At 36.5% G+C, this 20,744-nt stretch carries 28 protein-coding genes and 1 pseudogene; 12 read left to right on the top strand and 17 right to left on the bottom strand.

Annotation, left to right across the window (positions count from 1 at the left end):
- Nucleotides 1-6: 6 nt before the first annotated feature.
- Together A9C19_RS17205 and A9C19_RS17200 are read left to right on the top strand one after the other, a co-directional pair.
- Nucleotides 7-975: a sugar phosphate isomerase/epimerase family protein gene (locus tag A9C19_RS17205; RefSeq protein ID WP_072581067.1), complete on the top strand. Its 969-nt coding sequence runs from the start codon at nt 7-9 to the stop codon at nt 973-975.
- Between the two features lie 122 nt (nt 976-1,097).
- Nucleotides 1,098-2,291 (top strand): class I SAM-dependent rRNA methyltransferase, encoded by a 1,194-nt coding sequence (locus tag A9C19_RS17200; RefSeq protein ID WP_072581066.1) that lies wholly within the window; start codon nt 1,098-1,100, stop codon nt 2,289-2,291.
- Nucleotides 2,292-2,348: 57 nt separating this feature from the next.
- On the opposite strand, the gene A9C19_RS17195 is transcribed toward A9C19_RS17200, so the two are convergent.
- A complete protein-coding gene (locus tag A9C19_RS17195) occupies nt 2,349-2,546 on the bottom strand; it encodes a hypothetical protein (protein ID WP_072581065.1) in 198 nt (65 codons plus the stop codon).
- Nucleotides 2,547-3,164: 618 nt separating this feature from the next.
- Here A9C19_RS17195 and A9C19_RS17190 point away from each other — a divergent pair.
- The gene (locus A9C19_RS17190) at nt 3,165-4,292 is read left to right on the top strand and encodes a DEAD/DEAH box helicase (RefSeq protein WP_072581064.1); all 1,128 of its coding nucleotides are present in this window, start codon (nt 3,165-3,167) and stop codon (nt 4,290-4,292) included.
- Nucleotides 4,293-4,504: 212 nt separating this feature from the next.
- On the opposite strand, the gene A9C19_RS22340 is transcribed toward A9C19_RS17190, so the two are convergent.
- Both A9C19_RS22340 and A9C19_RS22335 read right to left on the bottom strand, forming a co-directional pair.
- A complete protein-coding gene (locus A9C19_RS22340; protein ID WP_233499299.1) occupies nt 4,505-5,113 on the bottom strand; it encodes a peptidoglycan-binding domain-containing protein in 609 nt (202 codons plus the stop codon).
- Nucleotides 5,096-5,605, bottom strand: a pseudogene (locus A9C19_RS22335) (peptidoglycan recognition protein family protein); the annotation flags it as partial. The gene A9C19_RS22340 and the pseudogene A9C19_RS22335, both read right to left, overlap by 18 nt.
- A 419-nt stretch (nt 5,606-6,024) precedes the next feature.
- Between A9C19_RS22335 and A9C19_RS17180 the strand changes: the two are divergent.
- Nucleotides 6,025-6,522: a P-loop nucleotide/nucleoside kinase family protein gene (locus A9C19_RS17180; protein WP_072581935.1), complete on the top strand. Its 498-nt coding sequence runs from the start codon at nt 6,025-6,027 to the stop codon at nt 6,520-6,522.
- 222 nt (nt 6,523-6,744) lie between these two features.
- Here A9C19_RS17180 and A9C19_RS17175 read toward each other — a convergent pair whose 3' ends face one another.
- From A9C19_RS17175 to A9C19_RS17125, 10 genes are all read right to left on the bottom strand, one after another.
- On the bottom strand, nt 6,745-6,957 hold the full coding sequence (locus tag A9C19_RS17175) for a hypothetical protein (protein WP_072581062.1): 213 nt from the start codon (nt 6,955-6,957) through the stop codon (nt 6,745-6,747).
- Between the two features lie 116 nt (nt 6,958-7,073).
- On the bottom strand, nt 7,074-7,259 hold the full coding sequence (locus A9C19_RS17170) for a hypothetical protein (RefSeq protein ID WP_199445794.1): 186 nt from the start codon (nt 7,257-7,259) through the stop codon (nt 7,074-7,076).
- Between the two features lie 382 nt (nt 7,260-7,641).
- Nucleotides 7,642-7,845 carry a hypothetical protein gene (locus A9C19_RS17160; RefSeq protein WP_072581060.1) on the bottom strand — a complete coding sequence of 68 codons (204 nt, stop codon included), beginning with the start codon at nt 7,843-7,845 and terminating at the stop codon, nt 7,642-7,644.
- A 25-nt stretch (nt 7,846-7,870) separates the two neighbouring features.
- Entirely contained in the window at nt 7,871-8,026 is a 156-nt protein-coding gene (locus A9C19_RS21880; RefSeq protein WP_158515110.1) for a hypothetical protein, read from the bottom strand.
- Between the two features lie 214 nt (nt 8,027-8,240).
- Nucleotides 8,241-8,435 (bottom strand): YfhD family protein, encoded by a 195-nt coding sequence (locus tag A9C19_RS17155; RefSeq protein WP_072581059.1) that lies wholly within the window; start codon nt 8,433-8,435, stop codon nt 8,241-8,243.
- 86 nt (nt 8,436-8,521) lie between these two features.
- Entirely contained in the window at nt 8,522-8,650 is a 129-nt protein-coding gene (locus A9C19_RS17150) for a YfhE family protein (RefSeq protein WP_072581058.1), read from the bottom strand.
- A gap of 135 nt (nt 8,651-8,785) precedes the next feature.
- The gene (locus A9C19_RS17145) at nt 8,786-9,052 is read right to left on the bottom strand and encodes a hypothetical protein (protein ID WP_072581057.1); all 267 of its coding nucleotides are present in this window, start codon (nt 9,050-9,052) and stop codon (nt 8,786-8,788) included.
- 728 nt (nt 9,053-9,780) lie between these two features.
- Entirely contained in the window at nt 9,781-10,338 is a 558-nt protein-coding gene (locus A9C19_RS17140; protein ID WP_072581056.1) for a GNAT family N-acetyltransferase, read from the bottom strand.
- Nucleotides 10,339-10,872: 534 nt separating this feature from the next.
- Nucleotides 10,873-11,997 carry an amidohydrolase gene (locus A9C19_RS17130; RefSeq protein ID WP_072581054.1) on the bottom strand — a complete coding sequence of 375 codons (1,125 nt, stop codon included), beginning with the start codon at nt 11,995-11,997 and terminating at the stop codon, nt 10,873-10,875.
- A 22-nt stretch (nt 11,998-12,019) separates the two neighbouring features.
- Nucleotides 12,020-12,919 carry a TIGR01777 family oxidoreductase gene (locus tag A9C19_RS17125; protein WP_072581053.1) on the bottom strand — a complete coding sequence of 300 codons (900 nt, stop codon included), beginning with the start codon at nt 12,917-12,919 and terminating at the stop codon, nt 12,020-12,022.
- 265 nt (nt 12,920-13,184) lie between these two features.
- Between A9C19_RS17125 and recX the strand changes: the two genes are divergently transcribed.
- The gene (recX, locus tag A9C19_RS17120; protein WP_072581052.1) at nt 13,185-13,997 is read left to right on the top strand and encodes a recombination regulator RecX; all 813 of its coding nucleotides are present in this window, start codon (nt 13,185-13,187) and stop codon (nt 13,995-13,997) included.
- Nucleotides 13,997-14,329, top strand: a complete 333-nt coding sequence (locus tag A9C19_RS17115; protein WP_072581051.1) for a YfhH family protein — start codon at nt 13,997-13,999, stop codon at nt 14,327-14,329. The genes recX and A9C19_RS17115 overlap by 1 nt, the downstream gene beginning before the upstream one ends.
- Before the next feature lie 27 nt (nt 14,330-14,356).
- Here A9C19_RS17115 and A9C19_RS17110 read toward each other — a convergent pair whose 3' ends face one another.
- Nucleotides 14,357-14,518 carry a YpzG family protein gene (locus A9C19_RS17110; RefSeq protein ID WP_072581050.1) on the bottom strand — a complete coding sequence of 54 codons (162 nt, stop codon included), beginning with the start codon at nt 14,516-14,518 and terminating at the stop codon, nt 14,357-14,359.
- Between the two features lie 29 nt (nt 14,519-14,547).
- The gene (locus tag A9C19_RS17105; protein WP_072581049.1) at nt 14,548-14,712 is read right to left on the bottom strand and encodes a small, acid-soluble spore protein K; all 165 of its coding nucleotides are present in this window, start codon (nt 14,710-14,712) and stop codon (nt 14,548-14,550) included.
- Nucleotides 14,713-14,822: 110 nt separating this feature from the next.
- Between A9C19_RS17105 and A9C19_RS17100 the strand changes: the two genes are divergently transcribed.
- Nucleotides 14,823-15,092: a YfhJ family protein gene (locus A9C19_RS17100; RefSeq protein WP_072581048.1), complete on the top strand. Its 270-nt coding sequence runs from the start codon at nt 14,823-14,825 to the stop codon at nt 15,090-15,092.
- Between the two features lie 192 nt (nt 15,093-15,284).
- Here the strand turns inward: A9C19_RS17100 and A9C19_RS17095 are convergent, their stop codons facing one another.
- Nucleotides 15,285-16,265 (bottom strand): metal-dependent hydrolase, encoded by a 981-nt coding sequence (locus A9C19_RS17095; RefSeq protein ID WP_072581047.1) that lies wholly within the window; start codon nt 16,263-16,265, stop codon nt 15,285-15,287.
- A gap of 403 nt (nt 16,266-16,668) precedes the next feature.
- Between A9C19_RS17095 and mutY the strand changes: the two genes are divergently transcribed.
- Nucleotides 16,669-17,775 (top strand): A/G-specific adenine glycosylase, encoded by a 1,107-nt coding sequence (gene mutY / locus A9C19_RS17090; RefSeq protein WP_072581046.1) that lies wholly within the window; start codon nt 16,669-16,671, stop codon nt 17,773-17,775.
- 58 nt (nt 17,776-17,833) lie between these two features.
- Here mutY and A9C19_RS17085 read toward each other — a convergent pair whose 3' ends face one another.
- Nucleotides 17,834-18,058 carry a hypothetical protein gene (locus A9C19_RS17085; protein ID WP_072581045.1) on the bottom strand — a complete coding sequence of 75 codons (225 nt, stop codon included), beginning with the start codon at nt 18,056-18,058 and terminating at the stop codon, nt 17,834-17,836.
- A 128-nt stretch (nt 18,059-18,186) separates the two neighbouring features.
- Here A9C19_RS17085 and fabL point away from each other — a divergent pair, with 128 nt between their 5' ends.
- The 4 genes from fabL to ntdP all read left to right on the top strand — a co-directional run bounded on the left by fabL (nt 18,187) and on the right by ntdP (nt 20,588).
- Nucleotides 18,187-18,942, top strand: a complete 756-nt coding sequence (gene fabL, locus A9C19_RS17080; protein WP_072581044.1) for an enoyl-[acyl-carrier-protein] reductase FabL — start codon at nt 18,187-18,189, stop codon at nt 18,940-18,942.
- A gap of 123 nt (nt 18,943-19,065) precedes the next feature.
- Nucleotides 19,066-19,266 carry a gamma-type small acid-soluble spore protein gene (locus A9C19_RS17075; RefSeq protein ID WP_072581043.1) on the top strand — a complete coding sequence of 67 codons (201 nt, stop codon included), beginning with the start codon at nt 19,066-19,068 and terminating at the stop codon, nt 19,264-19,266.
- Between the two features lie 230 nt (nt 19,267-19,496).
- Complete coding sequence (locus tag A9C19_RS17070; protein ID WP_072581042.1) at nt 19,497-19,751, top strand: YgaB family protein; 255 nt, start codon at nt 19,497-19,499, stop codon at nt 19,749-19,751.
- 306 nt (nt 19,752-20,057) lie between these two features.
- Nucleotides 20,058-20,588, top strand: a complete 531-nt coding sequence (ntdP, locus tag A9C19_RS17065) for a nucleoside tri-diphosphate phosphatase (protein ID WP_072581041.1) — start codon at nt 20,058-20,060, stop codon at nt 20,586-20,588.
- Nucleotides 20,589-20,744: the final 156 nt, after the last annotated feature.

Genomic DNA, 20,744 nt, shown 5'->3' with positions numbered 1-20,744 from the left:
AGAAGAATGAAATTAGGTGTATTCACTGTACTTTTTAATGATAAATCATTTGAAGATATGCTAGATCGTGTTAAGGCATCAGGCCTTCAGGCGGTTGAGATTGGAACAGGCTGTTATCCTGGAAATGCCCATTGTGATCTTGATGAGCTTTTAGAAAATGAAGAAAAGCGTAATGAATATAGAGCGAAAATTGAAGAACGCGGCTTAACCATTAGTGCGTTCAGCTGTCATGGAAACCCGATTTCTCCTGATGAGGCTTTTGCAAAGGAAAGCAATGAGACTTTGTTAAAAACGATTAAATTAGCTTCCTTATTGAATGTACCGGTTGTCAATGCTTTTTCAGGTACAGCTGGGGATCATGAGGGTGCGAAATACCCGAACTGGCCAGTTACTCCTTGGCCAAATGAGTACGGAGATGTTTTAAAGTGGCAGTGGGAAGAAAAGCTTGTACCTTATTGGAAAGAAGTTGGGAACTATGCGAAGGAGAACAATGTGAAAATTGGACTTGAGCTTCACGGCGGATTCCTAGTTCATACTCCGTACACAATGCTTAAGCTTCGTGAAGCAACTTGTGATGCCATTGGAGCAAATTTAGACCCAAGTCACCTTTGGTGGCAAGGAATTGATCCTGTCGCTGCGATTAAAATTTTAGGGAAAGAAAATGCAATCCATCATTTCCATGCGAAGGATACATATATTGACCAAGATAACGTCAATATGTATGGACTAACAGACATGCAGCCTTACGGAGAAGTACAAACGAGAGCTTGGACATTCCGTTCAGTTGGCTGTGGTCATAGCCTAACAGAGTGGAATGATATGATGAGTGCTCTTCGTACATACAATTATGATTACGTCGTGAGTATTGAGCACGAAGATCCAATCATGTCTATTGATGAAGGCTTTGAAAGAGCTGTTACGAACTTGAAAACTGTTTTAATCAATGATAAGCCATCGCAAATGTGGTGGGTGTAATCGTCAGAAAACCTCTCTTGATTTGTAAGAGGGGTTTTCTTTTTGGATAGAATGTGGGTATGATGATAAGGGTTCGTTTTTTGATACGGAAATAAATAATTTTTATAGATATGAGGGTAAGAATGAAGAATAAAGTGAAATTACAGGTAAAGAAAAATTTTGAGAAAAGCTTTCAAGCAGGTTTTCCGTTAATTAGTAAAGACGCGATTGTGAATGAGAGTGCGTTACAAAAAGAGGGAACGCTAATTGAGCTTCAGGATCATAGAGGTCAGTTTCTTGGTAAAGGGTACTATGGTATTCAAAATAAGGGGAGAGGCTGGATTTTAAGCTTTGATCCAAACGAAGAAATTGATCAAGAATTATTCACGCGAAGAATTGAACAAGCACTTGCAAAGAGAACAAGCTTTTATGAGGATCCACATACGACTGCATTCCGCGTATTCAATGGTGAAGGAGACGGAATCGGTGGCTTTACTCTTGACCATTATGACGGCTACTATGTTGTAAGCTGGTATAGTGAGGGAATTTATCAGTTTAAGGACTATGTAATCAAAGCGTTAACTTCAAGTGTGGAAGTAAAAGGGTTGTATGAGAAAAAACGATTTGATACAAAAGGAATGTATATAGAAGATGATGATTTTGTTATAGGAGAGCGTGCGAGCTTTCCAATTATCGTCAAAGAAAACGGGATGAACTTTGCTACGTACTTAAATGACGGGGCAATGGTTGGGGTATTCCTTGATCAGAAGGATGTTAGGAAAACAATTCGTGACAACTATGCAAAAGACAAGCATGTATTAAATACGTTTTCCTATACAGGGGCTTTTTCTGTTGCGGCAGCACTTGGTGGCGCGAAGAAAACAACGAGCGTTGATCTTGCAAATCGTAGTAAGCCTAAAACGATCGAGCAATTCAGTGTAAATGGCATTGACTATGAGGCACAAGACATTATTGTAGAGGACGTGTTCAACTACTTTAAGTATGCAGTGAGGAAAAAGCTTAGCTTTGATATGGTGATTCTTGATCCACCTAGCTTTGCGAGGTCAAAAAAGCATACATTTAGTGCTGCAAAGGACTATCCAGAGCTTTTGAAGCAAGCCATAGCCATTACAAAAAAAGGTGGAACAATTGTCGCGTCTACCAATTGCAGCACCTTTGATATGAAGAAATTTAAGGGCTTCATAGATAAGGCTTTCAAAGAGTCAAACGGAGCCTACAAAATAGTAGAAGAATTCTCACTTCCTAAAGACTTCCAAACCATCAGTACCTTCAAAGAAGGCAACTACCTAAAAGTCGCAATCATCCAGAAAATATAGGTGCCAGTCCCCCACTGCTTTAAAGCAGTGGGGGACTGGCACCTATTCTTCTAAACATTAATTAATGACAATACAAGATTTGTATTCTTTAATCACGATGTCTCGTTTAATTAGTAGCTCTCGGTATTCTTTTAGTAAATTTGTATTGCTACGATCTTTAATCCAGGCCTTAAATGCGCGCTCACACTGGCTTGAAATAGCTGATAATTCATCATTAATTTCATTCATCTTTTTAATTTGAATATGTTGAACCATGTGTTAACCCACCTTATCTCTATTTTTTGGTTTATTATGTTTTTTGTGGTAGAAAAAAATGTATGGTTTTATTTATGAAAGAGAGTTCTTAGTGCTAATGGTGGTATTACCCCCATTTTTTTATCTTTAAACATAAAAAATGAGTTTTTTTTGCTTTTTTTACTTAGTAGAAAACTCCTTTTGTGAATAGCTCCAAGATAGAGAGAACGAGAAATATCTTGAAAGGATCCTCCTTCTAGCAAATATTTGTAGAAATAACGAATTAATTGGTGGAAAATTAAAATTATTTCTGGGGAAATATGACGAAGAGTAAAGAATGACGAAGTAAGTTGTAAAAAAATGCGTAGCTCTCATTACAAGCTGTTTAAGGTGTCAGATGAGTACACTGTATAAAACAAAAACGTAACGGTATAATGGAAGGAGTCAAAAAAACAGGGTTGAAAAATAACTTTGCCTTTATAGATAGAAAGCTGTACGATAGATGAGGACTTTGTGACACTTGCGGGAATGATATAAGAACAAGAGAAGATCCTTATTATAAAGAACAGGGTAAAAATAATAAATGAAATCATATGACATCTAACAAATGACTTTTTTACATAAAGGAGACAAGGAATCATGAGTTTTTTACAAGAATTAAAACCATTCCTACAGGAAAATTGGAGCAAGGCTGAATTTACTGATGTAACAGCCATACAAGAAAAAGCTGTGTTACCCATCTTGGAAGGGTCAGATGTAATTGCTGGATCTCCTACTGGAACAGGGAAAACACTTGCATACGTGTTACCATTGTTACACCAAATTGATGAAACGAAAAAAAATGCGCAGCTTGTTATTCTTGCTCCTTCAAGAGAGCTTGTGATGCAGATTTTTGACGAAATTAAGAAATGGTCAGAGGGAAGTAGCATAACAAGTGCAGCCTTTATTGGTGGTGCGAACATTAAGCGTCAATTAGAAAAATTGAAAAAGAGCCCACAGGTTATTGTTGGTACTCCTGGTCGAATTCAAGAGCTGATCAAACTAAAAAAACTAAAGATGCATCATGTAAAAGCAATCGTTCTGGATGAAGGAGATCAGCTATTAGCTGCGGAACATAAGAATACGGTGAAAGACATTGTGAAATCATCACTTAATGAACGTCAGGTTGTTTTATTTACTGCAACTTTAAATGTAAGTACAGAATCCAAAGCAAGAGACTTGATGAAAAAAGACCCAATTATTGTGAAAGTGGATAGAGAAGACATTCCTGTTGGACAAGTGGATCATCTTTATTTAGTCTGTGAGCAGAGAGAGAAGGCTCTCATGCTAGAAAGACTAGCTAAAAATGTGCGAATGAAGGCACTAGCTTTTATGAAGGACATTGGAAACTTAGATGTTCTTGCAGAAAAGCTTGAATATAAGGATGTCGATTTACATGTCCTACACAGTGATACGAGTAAAGAAGAAAGAGAAGCTGCATTAAAAAACCTTCGTAACGAAGCACAAGGATTGTTGTTAACAACGGATGTTGCAGCAAGAGGGTTAGACATTACAGGTCTTACCCACGTCATACATTTTGACTTACCGTTAAATATTGACCAATATATTCATCGCTCTGGTCGTACAGGAAGACAAGGTGCATCCGGCACAGTGCTTTCTATTGTAACGGAGAGAGAAGTAAGAGAATTGAAAAAGCTGACAAAAGAAGACAATATTATTGTCAAAAAAGCTCGTTTATATAGAGGCGAGCTTGTGATTGAAGAATAAATAATAAAAGAAATGCACGTCACAAAAATGTGACGTGCATTTTTTCTCTCTTGGTGTGTGTTCTCTGTTGTAATTATACTATATGTTAGTTATACAACTATTATACATAAATAAATGAAGTTTTTTTGATAACTAAATTACCCATACCTTATTTATTTTTTACTAGGATTGGTATCGATTGTCAGCTTCACTTTAATAATGGAGAAGATACCTTATTCGTCTAATTCCATTCTAATATATTTTCTCGTATTAGGTCCGTATATGCCATCATTTTGTAAGGCTCTAAACATGGATTGAAATCTTCGTACAGCATTTTCCGTGTTAGGACCATAAATACCATCGATTGCACCTGGATTATAATTAATCTGCTTAAGTGCACGTTGTAGCTGCCTAACAGAATTTCCTCGATCTCCTACTCGCAAAATTCCAGTTGGAAGAGGGAAGTCGGGTGATGAAACTCTTTGTTGAAGAACTTCTTGTAATTTTCTAAGTGTATTTTGCCCAACTAATCCATCCACTAGTAATTGATAATTACGTTGAAATCTCATGACCGCATTTTCTGTTTCTTCACCAAAAACACCATCAGCGCCATAACGAGGTAAACGATATCCTGCTTGAATCAGTTGTTCTTGGATATCCTCAACAAAAGGACCCGAATCACCTTCACCAAGTGGTAATGAAACAGAAGTTCCTTTCACTACTGTATTTCGTGGTGGAGCTGTGTTAGGTGTAGATCCTGATGAAGTATTTTCACTATCATTATCATTGCCTGAAGAATTAGTAAAATCCTCTAAAGCTTCAGTTACATCGTTTATAAACATATTCCATGATATTCCATTTACGCGCAGGATATTAATTGGATCCGTTCTACGTGATGGGTCTAATGTTGCATGAGCAATAATATCATTCCTTGGATTTAGGTTAAATCTGTCACAAAGATACGCATGATACCAGACATATCGATCATAAGCAGCATCAAATGAAATACTTCCACCATGACATAGCTCTACACCGATTGCAGCATCATTAGCATTCGCTCCATAACGACGATTGTCTTCTGGAACATTTGCCCTTACATGATAGGCAACTTCATTTAAAGGGATAATCTCTAGAATATATTTGTCATCGATAAACGTATGAGCAGAGGCTGAGGGTTGCTGTGTATCAAAATAATTTCGGTTTCCATATGCTGTAGAGCCAGGATTTCCAGTATCATGACTAACAATAAATCGTATGGTCCCAATACTTCGACCTGGACGGGAATTTCCAGTACGTATATAATCACGTGTAATTTCGTAAGCCACTAATGTCACCCCTTTTGTTACTAGGATAGAAATCAAGTCATCATAGTATATGCGTCGTTTTTGAAAAGGGTGACAATAGAGTTACTAACATTATCCACAATTAGGTAAAGAAAACCCTTTCAACTTATGCACAATAACTGTGGGTATATTTTCCTTGATAGTACTAGTTATTCACAAGTTATTAACAATATTCACAATATTTAAATAAAGTTATTCACAATATATAGGAAGTTATCCACTTATTAGATTAAATGAAGCATGAAAAACATGAGATAAAATCAGATGATGAATTGTAACTAGAAAATCGAGGTTATGTTAAGCTATACCTGTAGGATTTTATAGAAGACGAATCATTTTGTAGTTTTTACAAGCCGATTTTGAGTAGTTGAGACGACCAATTAAAAGTAGCGTGGGGGGATTAATAGATGTTGACTCAAACGGGAACTCTTTATTTTTTTTGCGGGAAAATGGGGGCGGGTAAATCAACGAAGTCAAAACACCTAGCTAAAGAAAAACAAGCGGTGCTATTGTCTGAGGATGAATGGCTTTCATCACTTTATCCTAATCAGATTACATCATTTGAAGATTACTTAACATTCTCTATGCAGCTCAAACCGTTGGTGAAGAAGCATGTTCAAAACATATTAAGCGTTGGTACGGATGTAGTGATGGATTATCCAGCTAACACTCTAAAGCTGCGTAAGTGGTTTTTACACATAGCATCAGAGGTAAATGCACCCCATGAACTTATTTATCTTCATTTAGAAGATGAACAATGCTTGCGTCAGATTGCACAAAGGCGAAAAGAGCAGCCTGAAAGAGCAGCATTCGATACGGAGGAGATGTTTCACCATCTTACTCAATTTTTTGAACCACCAAAAGCATCTGAGGGACTAACAATTATAGAATATAGAGGGGAAGATTAAGAAGGAACTCTCTAATCAAGAATAAAACGCAAAGGGTTTTGTCTAAATCGTTTTGTTTAGAGTATAAAATAAGTAGGTAAACCACATTTTATTTAGCAACTGAATGAATAATTAAAATAACCATATAATTGGTATAAAAAACGCTCAGAAATCTTTAAACTCTTAGCGTTTCTTTTTAATGTTTTATTTAAGTACCGCACCCCGTTAGCACAATAATCTCCGCTATAATTGAAACCCAAATCCAGTTATTAAAATACCAATGATAAAAATAAAACGAGAAACGAAATATATGTACGACATCATTCTACTTTTTGTTTGTAAATGGTAACCCCCTAATAGAAGTAATACCATTCCAAAGAGAAAAATAGCAAAATTGTAATTAAAAAATATGATTACAATTGAAATAATTTGAAGAATAAGTGCAATCCGTCTCATGGATTTATCTCCTTAATTCAAAATGAATTTCGCTTTATAGTAGAACTTATCGTAAAACCCTTTTCTCGTTTTAACCGTTGTTCCACAAAAAACAAAACTGCTTCGTTAGTTGAAAATCAAAACTCTAAACCTGCATACATTCTAGCTGATGAAGAAGGGGAAAATCTCACTTTATAATTAGGACCAAGCTCTATCTTCACTTTTTTTGTAAGGTGTTGACCTAGTTTATTATACTCATTTTCCAATTCAATTCCGTTGGGGCGTAACGTATCTTTACTCCAATTAATCCATTCACCAGACATCATTGCCCATCGAACAAGACGAACTCCTTTATACTCGATTATTTAATAAAAGCCTCGGTTAGTACCAATATATTATTTTAAACCTTCTTCATCTTCGTCTTTGTTTTCTACCATTTGAAACCAGACTTACCCATTTAATACAAAACCCCTGCGGTTACTAAAACAGATAATATTGCTATTATAAGTCCCATTATTAAACCTCCTATTGACATTTTTTTACTCCACTCTACTGCTCCTTTACTTAAAGAAAAAGAGGCTGAGACAAAACAAAGAGCCAGGCACCCACCGATACAATCTATTGTGTGCACTAGATAAATCAGTGCGTACATATAGTCGTTACGATAAAGAGCCATGCACTTCTGTCCCAACCTCATCCATTACTTTAAAAAGTAATGTCACCTTTTTTTCTTTTTGAACTTATTACTGAGATAACCAGATTTATTAAAAATCCGACAACTAACAATAAAAGTAATAACATGTAACTTGCTTCTGCCCATACAAGTTTAATAACAAAAAAAGTAATTATAGAACCTAAAACAGCACTTACCCATAATCTGATCTGGAAATTCTTTTCTTTATCTGGCATAATCTCCTCCTGATTTCAAATCAGTCTATTCTGTTATTTCACTTTGAAAATACAATTCTTTGTTCAACATAGCTGCCCCCATTAATTGAATAGCGTTCTCTCTTGATTTTAACATAATTACCCAGAAAACAATCGTGAAAAATCCGAACATTAACAATGAAAGTAACACTCGTTTTAACATACTCTTTCGATGAATGACAATTAAATTGTATGATCTAATAATGCTAATTTACATTTATGATTAAATTCCTCCAGATCAATAAAAAAAGCAGCCCAATGGTAATTGGACCGCTATTTCGTGTGCTATTTTCTGTTTTGTCCTCTGTGTTTTTCTGTCGAATTTGTATGTGATGTACGTTACCTTAATTTTTTAAGCGTGAAACGATATGGTTTTCTTATCGTTTACGGTTTGTACTTTGACGTTGATTAGCAGCGTTAGATCTTGCTTGTGCTTCTAAATCAGCTTGGTCTGCTAATTCACGAGAAAATTCTTCGTCAACACCATCACGTTTTAAGTTCTTTGGTGTTTGCGGTAAAGAAGATGAATTTTTATCGCGTGCCTTATGGTTGTGTTTGTGTCCTCTACCCATGAAAAAAAGACCTCCTTAATGGTGAACAAATGATCTGTTCTGTTCATTAAATAGGATGGCCTTATTTGAAAAAAACATGTTGGAAGTTAATGCTTATTCTTACTTATGTATCCACCAGCACGATCAGCATGTTTGAATTCTCTTGAATACGTAACCTCTTGCATGCTTGAAAGAGTACTTTTTGATTTATCTCGCTTTTTACGATCAACTGCCATTGAAATCATCCTTCCACTAAATAGTTTTCTTATGTATTGTGGACATGTGGATTTGATTTCATACATCTTTCATTAGAAAGGGAAGGTGAAAACAAAAAAAAGGAGAATCTCGTTAAAAGAGTTCTCCTGAATAAATTAGTTAACTGATAAAGCAATAGCGTTTAAATTCTCAATAACTAGTTGCTTATTGTCACCAGTATAGAAAGCAGTTACTAATTCATAACAAGTCTCTAAGTTGATTAAGAAGCAACGGTGATTTTTCATTTCATAAACAAAATAATGTTGCTCCGCACCTTTTTTTCCATCAAAAACTTTATATTGTTCAATCTCAAATAGCTCACGAATACCGTCCTGTGCTAATCCAAGGAACTCTTCTCTTGTTACTTCTCTTTGTGCTTTCATTATAAATAACCTCCATTTAATTAGTATCTATAAAAGGGATATCCTTAAATATCCTGACAAATCATTACACAAATGATGTCTCTATCGGGTATTCTATCACACCTTCATATTAAAGTCATGCTTATTTTATAATTATTATAAAAAAAAGAGTTCATCTAATTAGCGGAAGTAAATCCAATAGTGGATAAATATGTATGTGCATTAATTTCGTTTAGAGTACCTACATATTTCCCTTTCTTCAAATTTTTAAACACATCATTTTTTTGATGAGAAAATGGAGAGTTTTAAACTTTGGTATTCGTTCCATACTAATTCTATTACTTGCTACCTGTACTAATTCCATTAACGTATGGTGATGGTTAATTAGGATGTTATTTGAAGCTGATGAGGAAGAATTTAAGGGAAATGAGTAAAGTTTGAACGAATTGTTAGAGAAAATGTGGTATTTGATAATTGTGGCGGGGCTAATTGAGTCAAAATCTTAGAGTAACAGCCTATTTTAAGTCGCTTTTACGATTTTTTAGCTCTTAATTAGGCTGTATCCGCGATTGTGAGTGCTGTATCCGCGATTGTGAGTGCTGTATCCGCGATTCGGGCATAACTGACAAATTTCGCATATCATCCCTAAGCCGAACACCTAAAGAACTCATAAAAGGGAGAAAAATCAAATCGTTTAAGAAACAAAAAACGCTTGGATAATGATAATCCAAGCGTTTTTAATCCACCTATTAAGCTTCTTTAAGATGTTGTTCATCCATATCCGCGGAATGCTGGTAGGTGTAAAATGTATATAAGTCTTTTGTGATTTCAAAGAGATTAAAGATGTCTTCGCCGTTGTTAATTTGTTCGAGTAAGCTTGCTCTAGTTTCATTTGCATTTACTACATAAGGTAGCTTTGCAGCTGCTTTGGTTGAACGAACATTTTGCTTACGAATGCGAAGGAAGATGGTTTCGATGTCTAGTTCGTAGAATAGCTCATGGAAGAAGGCATCCTTTGCAAGCTTGTTATAGCCCTTACCGTGATAGGGCTTGCCCAACCATGTTCCAAGAAAGCCAGCATTGTCTTGAACATCGAACAAGCTGATCGTTCCAATTGGAGAACCCCATTCGTCTAAAATGGTACGTGAAATAAGTTCACCGCGTTCTTCAGCTTCAATTGTTTGTTTTGTTAAAAATAAATATTCGTCGAATGAGTTTGCCTTATGACGCACAAAAGGGAAGACCTCAGGGTGAACCAAGTGTTCATAAAGTGCATGACTATCATGAATATCACGTTTTTTTAGCATATGGAATCCCTCCAATTAGAGGGCAGACTCCACGTGATATGGTTTTGTCTCCACCCTCGAAATTTTTTTATGAAACTTTAATCCAAAAAAATTTCGGGGTGGGAATCGAACCCACTAGAACCAGTAAAGCTGGTGGCGCACCATTTGCCTTCCCATTACTCATTAAGTTATATGAAATGTAGTGTAAATCTTGTAGCTCCTTGGAGTATAATACGTCAATTTCTTAAAAAAAGATACAACTTTTTTTGTCGAATTAAAAATTTTTTTATCTATCGTAATATAGTTGTTGATATACCTAATATTCCTTAGGTTAGGAAAATGTTAACTATAAAAATAGTTAGTAAACATATAGGTGACCTAGCATGTAGAAACTGTTAGATATTTCAGATAAATTAGCCAGATAATAAAATAGTACAATAGTATTTTAATGATGTATGGCTGCTTCCAAAATAACTGAGTGCCAGGATACAAGGTCTTCTCGATTCATGTGGAAATTAATAAGCCTGAGTAATAAAGTTTTTTAAAAAACCTAACCTACCTATTTGTATAGACAATTTTTCCATTGATCATTGTTAAAAGTGGTTTTGCTAAAAAATGAAAAGGGTGGTGATTCCAGACGACTAAGTCTGCATCCTTTCCAACTTCAATACTTCCTACTCGGTCATCTACTCGGAGGTTACGTGCAGCAGCAATTGTGATGCCTTCTAGTGCCTTTTGTTCTTCAAACCCTTCTCTCACAGCAATTGAGGCACATAAGTTTAAATATTGAATGGGTGTGTACGGATGATCGGTTGTAATAGAAACCTCTACACCTTTTTCAGAGAGAGCTTGGTAGGTGGTCCAGCTTTTATTTTTTAACTCTATCTTTGATCTTCTTGTTAAGGTTGGACCGACACTAACTTTTGCTTTCTTTCCTGCTAGTTCATCCGCGATAAGATGTCCTTCTGTACAATGTTCAATTCTGTAATCTAGCTGAAATTCCTCGGCAAAACGAATGGCACTCATAATATCATCAGCACGATGCGCATGAATTCGTACAGGTATTTCTCTACGTAATGCTTGTTTAAGTGGAATGGAGCGGAAATCCTCCTTTTCATCACAATGCTTAGCTTTATAGAATGCTTCTCTAAGCATCCCCATAATTCCCATTCTCGTAATCGACTCCTTGTTGCCGTGGCTATGCATTCGTTTAGGGTTTTCACCGAGTGCTATTTTCAGGCCTGCTGTTTCTTGAATGATCATGGACGAAATATTGGTACCATGTGTTTTTAAAACAGAGGTAGTTCCGCCTATAACATTAGCGCTTCCTGGCATAACATGTGCGGTGGTTATGCCATATTTAATCGCATCCTTAAATGCAGGATCCAAGGTGTGAACGCCGTCCAGCGCTCGAATATGAGGGGTGAGGGGCTCGATGGTTTCATTTGCGTCATTGCCTGCCCAGCCAGTCCCCTCGTCATACAAGCCTAAATGGGTATGAACATCAATAAATCCAGGAAATAAAAACGAATCCTTGCAATCAATAATCGATGTGTCCGAATCAGCTTCTAGGTTCTTACCGATTTTAGCAATCCTTCCATTTTCGACTAAAAGATCAGTTTCTCTTAAAACAGCAGTTGTTACAGGATAAACAGTTGCCCTTTTAAAAAGTGATTTCATAGGTATCTCCATTCTCAAAGGTTTAAGATTTTACAATGTCCTCTAATGCAGGTTGTAAATGTGGAAAGGTGAAGGTGAAGCTAGTTTCTACTGCCTTTTCTGGTAACACCTTTTGCCCTTCTAAAAGTAGGATGCTCATTTCACCCAAAATGGCTTTAATAGCAAATGAAGGAGCTGGTAGCCAATGTGGTCGATTGATTGTTTTGGCAATTGTTTTCCCAAACTCATTCATTTGAACAGGATTTGGTGCTGTTACATTGACTGGACCAGATAGGCTAGGTGTTTTTATCACGTGATCAATCATACGAACTAAATCGTCGATGTGGATCCATGACATCCATTGGGTACCAGAACCGAGTTTTCCACCCGCGAAGAGCTTATAAGGTAAGAGCATTTTAGGAAGTGCACCTTCCTCGCCAAGCACGATTCCGAACCTAGTAAAAGCTGTTCTTACACCTAGCTTTTGTATGTTTTTCGCTTCTTTTTCCCATACATCAACCGTTTCTGCTAAAAAATCAGAGCCATGTTCAGTCGATCTTTCTGTAAATACTTGATCCTTTGAAGTACCATAAATACCGATAGCACTTGCGTTAATAAACACAGATGGTTTTCTTTCTAAGCTGCTTACAATGCTATACATCGCTTTCGTTGCCTCTATACGGCTTTGGATAATCTGTCTTTTTGCTTCATCTGTCCATCGGTCATTAATGGATTTTCCTGCCAGATTAATGACCACATCGACACCCTCTAGATGTGTGGCTGGTTTAGCTTGATCTGTTAGCCATTTTATATAGTGTAAGTTCTTTTTAGAAGAAGTTTTTTCACTTCGTGTTAAAATATATACATCATGATTTTGTTTAAGAAAGTAATCGGTTAAATGCTTTCCTACAAAGCCTGTTCCACCAGAAATAGCGATTTTCATTCTCATCACGTCCTTTTTAAAAAATAACCCTATATCTTTCTTTATACCCTTTTTTAGAAAGATATCCTTCTTTTTAATAGGCTCTCCTTGTTAAACTTTGTTGCTTAACTACTTTTGGCTGCGATACCCAATGTTTCCTGTTGATTTTTAGCTCTTTGCTGATTGAAGATGAGGCTCCTAACTCGCTTGAGGGAAGCAGATGCCTATAAGGGAAATAACAACCACGTTTAACACAGCCTAATCTTTAGATAAGTAGGTGAAAACCATGCCAATTATTACGAAAATTACAGCGCAAAAGCAAACCACTGATCGCCTTAATATTTTTCTCGATGATGGAAGTGGTGAAAAGTATGCATTTAGTGTTGATCAAGATATCCTAATTAAATATAATCTCCAAAAAGGGAAAGAACTTGATGACTTGGAAATTATGGATATACAATATGGTGACTTAATTAAGAAAGCCTATAATAAAGCTTTAGAGTTCTTAAGCTATCGTATGCGTTCAATTAAAGAAGTGAAGGATTATTTACTCAAGAAGGAGTATGAAGAAGTGGTATGTCTTGAAGTGATTGGAAAGCTTCAAGAATATAAGTATGTTAATGACCTTGAGTTTGCAGAGGCTTATGTACGGACTCAGTGGCAAACAAATGGAAAAGGACCAAGTGTTATTAAACGTGAACTACGGGAAAAGGGAGTTCATCCGAATTTTATTGAAGAAGCACTAGAACCTTATAATCAAGAGGCGCAGATTGAAGAAGCGATTGGACATGCTAATAAGGTTTTAAAGAAAAATCATAAGCTTTCTACTGTTCAACTCCAGCAAAAAACGGAGCAATACTTAGTAAGAAAAGGATTTCCTTTTGGAATTATTTCGATTGTGTTAGAGGAAGTAAACATTAATCAAGATGAATCAGAAGAGTGGTCTGCATTAGAAAAACATGCTGAAAAAGCAGAGCGGAAATATCAATCTGAAGAGCCATATGTATTTAAGATGAAAATGAAGCAGTTTTTATATCGTAAGGGGTTTCCTTTGGAGTTAATTGATAAATATTTAGAACAAGAAGGGGAAGAAAACTGATGAGTGGACATGAAAAGCGATATAGTGAAATGTCAGAATATGAACTAAAAAATGAAATCGGTAAACTAAAAGAGAAAGCAAGAAAAGCGGAGCAGCTAGGGATCGTGAATGAATTTGCTGTCTTGGAAAGAAAAATCACTATGGCTCAATCCTACTTATTAAATCCAGATGACTATAAGCCTGAAGAAGTGTATGAAATAGAAGGAGCACCTGGTGAGTACTTTAAGATTCATTACATGAATGGGATTTTTGCTTGGGGCTTTCGTCTCTCAGATCCTTCAAAAGAAGATGCATTACCTATTGCCATGTTAATGAAGACTGACAAGCAGTGATGCTGTCAGTCTTCATAGAGAAAAGAACTATGAGCGTTTACGCGTCTGTCTCTCTAAGATGATTAAGTCCTGGGTTTGCTGGGTTTCCCCATTAACCTGTGCATGCGCATGCTTTGGATTAGCCCATGGCTGTGTATATGCGTTAGAATACAAATTATCATAGAATTTTTTCTTTTGATTTGTACCCATTGTTAGACACCTCCGCAAGTTTTAAGGTTTTATGAGTAAGGCTTTTCACGGTTACCAGAAGCTCTCATTCGTTCTTGTGGATGAGTATTAATGGTACCATTAGCTCGTTTTGATGCATATTCAGCTTTTGCTCTTGGCTCGCCTTCAAACTTGTTATTGTTCATGTTGGGAAATCCAGTTTCTTTGTTGCGCATTGTAGGTCCCCTCCACTCATCATCATTCGCTCCCCTTAAAGAAGCGTATTAATAGTATGAGGCATTTTAACAATAATATAAGTAACGAATCCTACCTAGAGGTGAGAATTATGGAAATTTATTTTGAACGATTAACAAAAGAGCTGTTGGAAAAGAATAACACCCTGTCATATGCCCAAGCTAGAACGTGGATTGAACTTCTATGGGAAGACTTCGAATCGACTCAAGCAAAGACAGGCAGAACGTATAGAGGGAAAGAAACAACAGAAATGGTTGTTAGGCAGTTAATCACACACTATGGTGACAAGCTTCATGAATTTATTGCGACAAACCCGAAATATAGTCACTTATTAAATAACGAAGATTATCTCAAGCATTAAACAAAAGGCTAGAACAGAAGGACCTGGCACCTTACCGCCCGCACTGAATGATCCAAGTGTACACAAAAATTGGTTCGGAGGGTGCGGCCCTTTGTTTGTCCCAGCCTCTTTTGTGGGTGTTTAGCGAAACTCTCATGTCGAGAGAAAAAATACAGTCGTTATAGACGACCGGCTTTTAACGGTCTGATCAAATTATTCAGGGACTAACTCCAGTTTCTTTCTTAGCTTTTCTTCACTGAAAATCCAGCCGGTATAAGAGCTCACAATATTTAAATGAAGGTCAAGCTGAACAATCGCCACAAATGGGTAGTAGCCCTTACTACGGTAACGAAGATCAATAAAACGAACCTCATAATGATCTGTATATTCATCCACTTCCCATCTGTAAACAGGGGAGAAAGATAAAAAAGCAGAGATATTATCATCCTCTTCAGCCGCTTTGATAACCTCGGTCTGCGGAACCGGAATACGCTCGAATTCATCTAAAAAAATTAGCCTTCCATTAACTGAGCGTGCGACAAAAAACTTATCTTCTGTCATAACAGCTATATGCCAATGTCTAAACCTCATTGTGGGTGAAATAAGAATTTGATCAATCTTCTTTATTCTTTTATGAAGCTGTTCAATAATACGTCTCTTCATCGCAAAGCGTAAAAGATAATAGACAAGTAAAACAGCATAAACACTTAAAAAGGTAAGACCGGGATGACCTCCAAATGTCCAAATGACGATCCCGACAATATGGGCAAAAAAGATAAAAGGATCAAAGGTATTAATGACCCCTAAAGCCACCCACTTTTTGGAAAAGGGTCGTAGTGCTTGGGTTCCGTATGCATTGAAGATGTCCACAAATACATGCAAAACAATGGCAAGCAACGTCCAAAGCCATAAATGAAGAAGATTACTTTCTGGTATGAATATGGTCAATAATCCAGTGATTAAAAACGACCAAATAAAGATGGCTGGTATAGAATGAGTAATCCCTCTATGATTACGAATATATTTTGCATTGTTTCGAAGCTTTAAAACCGTATCTAAATCAGGTGCTTGAGAACCAACGAGGGTTCCGATCATGACGGCCTGAGCGGTAGGGTTATCAACACCAACAGCAGGGTCAAGTGTGGCTAAGCCCCCTAAAGCAATTCCCATTACAATATGTGTTCCGGTATCCAAAAATAATACCTCCTAAGTTTGGCTAATTCCTACATGATTTTATCGTTTTTTTGTAGAGGAAAATAAGCGCGTTCAACATGTCACTATCTAGTGAAAACGTCCGAGTCCGTATAGATACACAGATCTTTTTTATGGAATTTATATGTGGTAATGTTGTCCAAGTTGCCGTATTTTAAACATCCACTCTTTATAAATGTACCATCTTGTACTATCCTTATAAAAGCTAAAGGCTGTAGATTGGCTTTTGCAAAAAAAGCTAAGTCCCGATTTTATCGTGGACACTGATTTTTAGAATAAGTAGCTCTTTTGTTCTGGCGTAAAAGAGCAAAGGTGTAAAAGTCATCTCACGTTATTTCTTATTTTCCCAAAAATCGAGGAAAATAACATTTAAAGGAGCACGTTTATGAAAAAAGAGCTTCAAGAAAAGCTAGTAGGCTTTCCTATAGAAGAGTTTCGTCACAATTTATTATCATGGTATAAAGCAGAAAAAAGAGACCTACCTTGGAGGATGGATCAAGATCCCTATAAAATATGGGTTTCTGAAATCATGCTTCAGCAAACAAGAGTTGATACTGTAATTCCTTATTTCCACAACTTTATTGAAAAATTTCCTACCATAGAAGCGCTAGCAACTGCAGATGAAGAGGATGTACTAAAAGCATGGGAAGGACTTGGGTATTACTCTAGAGTAAGAAATCTGCATGCAGCAGTAAAAGAAGTGAAGGAGGTTTATGGGGGAATTGTTCCCAATACACCTGAAGAAATCTCAAAGCTAAAGGGAGTAGGACCCTACACAAGAGGGGCTATCTTAAGTATTGCCTACGATATTCCTGAACCTGCAGTAGATGGTAATGTGATGAGAGTATTCTCTAGAATATTATCGATTTGGGAAGACATCGCCAAGCCAAAATCAAGGAAGACATTTGAAGATGCCACATACGAGCTTATTTCAAAAGAAGATCCTTCTTCCTTTAACCAGGCTGTTATGGAGCTTGGAGCATTAATTTGTACACCAACATCACCTTCTTGTTTATTATGTCCAGTTCGCGAACAATGCACAGCTTTTGAAGAAGGAGTACAAGCAGAACTGCCCGTTAAAAGTAAGAAGAAAAAGCCAAAGCCACTACAAATGGCAGCTGTTGTATTATACGATGAGCAGGGAAAACTTTATATTCATAAACGTCCAAGTAGCGGTTTATTAGCAAATCTTTGGGAATATCCAAATGTTGAGATAGATGCAGATTCAGAAAAAACGTACCGTGAACAACTGAATCAATTTTTGTTAGAAGAATATACAGTAGAGGCCGATCTCTCTGAACTAGTAGGAACAGTTGAGCATATATTTTCCCATCTTATTTGGAATATATCTGTATTTGTTGGGAAAATAAACAATCAACCAAACAAAGACCTACTTCCCGTAACACTAGAAGAATTACAGAAGTATGCATTTCCTGTTTCCCATCAAAAAATCTATCGTTTATATGAAGCAGAGGGTACGGCAGGTCGATGAACGACCTGCCGTTTTCGTGCGCATTTTTATGGTTCAAAGCTTAGTCCAGAAGGATTCTTTAGTCATAGATCACTCGAGTACCATGCGTCCAATCTGCTTCGTTACGTTTTAAGCCACCACGTGATGTGATTTCCTGAACGATTTCACGGTGTATTGTTTGACCTTCAACATTTAAATAAGGGACCATTTGTTGAAGAGAATGATGGAAATAAGCTAATTCTTCTTTTTTCCAATCCTTTTTAGACATCATCGACAACTCTGTCATATCTCGACCAACGTACATGAAAATCCCCCTTTATTCTTACTCACATCTTCACTTGGTAAAAATCAGGCCAAGTCATAGATGTTTCACCTTAGTATCTGATACAATGTTTACATCTATACGATGTTTACATATAAGGAGCTGTTAAAATGAGCCAACAAAATAAAGTTGCATTAATAACAGGAAGTAGTCGCGGAATCGGTCGAGCAGTAGCGATTCGACTAGCAGAAAAAGGATACGATATTGTCGTAAACTATGCACGTAGTAAAACGGCTGCATTTGAAGTTGTTGAAGAAATTCAAGCATTAGGTGTAAAAGCTATTGCAGTGAAAGCAAATGTTGGGAAGCCTGAAAAAATTAAAGAAATGTTTGGACAGATAGAGGAAGAATTCGGCAGACTAGACATATTCGTAAATAATGCTGCTTCTGGTGTTCAAAAGCCTGCTATGGAATTAGAGGAAAGTCACTGGGATTGGACGATGAATATTAATAGTAAAGCGCTCCTGTTCTGTGCACAAGAAGCAGCAAAGCTTATGGAAAGAAACGGTGGAGGATTTATCGTGAGCACAAGCTCATTAGGATCTATTCGCTATCTTGAGAACTACACAACGGTTGGAGTGTCAAAAGCTGCACTAGAAGCATTAACACGTTACCTAGCTGTTGAACTTTCTCCTAAGAATATTATCGTCAATGCCGTATCAGGTGGAGCTGTTGACACAGACGCATTAAAGCATTTCCCAAATCGTGAAGAGCTTCTTTTAGATGCGAGAAAGAACACACCAGCAGGAAGAATGGTTGAAATTGAGGATATGGTGAATGCCATAGAATTCTTATTAACGGATAAAGCTTCGATGATTAGAGGTCAAACACTTATCGTCGATGGTGGCCGCTCAATTCTTGTTTAACAAAAATAAAAGGATAGCAACAAACCTAAATCCTTAAATAAATCCATCAGCAAAAAAAATAAAAATTTCTTGGATATAAATCTCACCTCCGGGACAATCTATATTTCGTGGAGGTGATAACGAATGGCACAGAACAACAATTACCAAGCTGGTAAAACAGCATCAGGTACAAACATCCAACACGTTAAACAACAAAACGCTCAAGCTGAGCAAGGTCAAGCAGGTGCAGGTCAATACGGTACTGAATTTGCTAGCCAAACTGATGTTCAACATGTAAAAAAATACAACCAACAAGCTGAAGCTAACAAAGGTAAAAACTCTTAATTAGCTTTTGCAAAAGACACCTCTCTATTCGTGGAGAGGTGTCTTTTTTTGAGAAAGAAGGGTGATGTTTAAGGTGTTTTTCTTTTAGGTCCAAAGTGCTCTGAGCGATTTAAAGTGAAAACGACAAAACTTCTGTTTCCTCTACATAACTAGTCAAAGGGTTAAACCCATTGATGAAGAATGATTATTATACACAACCTATTTTTCTCTTTAGTAGAAAGGAGCACAAAATGAATTTTGATCAGCTTGTTGGTGAACAGTTAAAAACAATGGATAAGCTCTTATATTTACAGTCCGAAATAGAAAGATGTCAGGAAATTAAACAGCAATTAATCCAATTACAAGATGAAACCAAAATCCTTTCCGTCCAAAACGAAATTGAGAATATGAAAGATGAATTAACAAAGATCCAACAAATCTTTGAACAACAAACAGAGGATGTAATAAAAACCTATGAAGAGCAGCGTGTAGAAACAGTTTCTTAAATCCTTTATAAATTTTCTGAGGAGATAAAAAGGCTGGAGAGGGTAGTACAAGGGTCCAGAGCAAGTAATACAATCCTACACAACAAAAAAAGCATTGCATGCAAAGACGACTAAATAGGCCTGAAACTAGTCAACGCATTCTATGCTTTTTTGCGTTTATTAATAAAATTTTGAATCTGTATTTCTATTCAGAACTTCTTTTATTTTCTTTTTTATATCACAAACGTTATAATGGAAAGAAATACATTACGTGAACGTTTGTGAATGTTCTTTCACGAAGCGCTAAACTGAAAGAAGGGGAGAAAAGTGGGCTTTCCCAGGGAAGGAGATAAAATTCAAATTCATAGTTATAAACATAATGGCTATATTCACAGAGTCTGGGAGGAAACTACTGTTCTCAAAGGATCACAACACTGTATTATTGGTGGAAATGACAGAACCATTGTAACAGAATCAGACGGTAGAACGTGGATAACAAGAGAACCGGCCATATGTTATTTTCATGCCAGACATTGGTTTAATATCATTGGCATGCTTCGCGAAGACGGAGTTTATTATTATTGCAATATAAGCTCGCCCTTTGTATGGGATGACGAAGCATTAAAATATATTGACTATGATCTTGATGTAAAAGTCTATCCAGATATGACCTATACAATATTGGACGAAGATGAATACGAACTTCACAGTAAGCTTATGAACTATCCTGAAGTGATTGACATTATTTTGAAAAACAACTTAGAAACATTGCTTAGATGGATTAGGCAAAAAAAAGGACCATTCGCGCCAGAATTTATCGATGAATGGTATGAACGTTACTTAACTTATGTAAAATAATAGGACTAGCGTAAAAGGGTGGCTCTAAATTCTAAAAGGGATTTAGGAGTCAGCCTTTTTTATGCGAGTAGAAAGTATAAGATTATCTAAATGGTCGTATAAGTAAATAAAGGCGTCAACAAGGAATATCTTTCTTATTAGGTTTTGATAACGACT

The organism is Bacillus weihaiensis, assembly GCF_001889165.1.
In the GTDB taxonomy this organism is placed as follows: Bacteria; Bacillota; Bacilli; order Bacillales; family Bacillaceae; genus Metabacillus; species Metabacillus weihaiensis.
The sequence above is the reverse complement of the archived record's forward strand: the minus strand, read 5'-3'. Positions and strand labels throughout refer to the sequence as shown.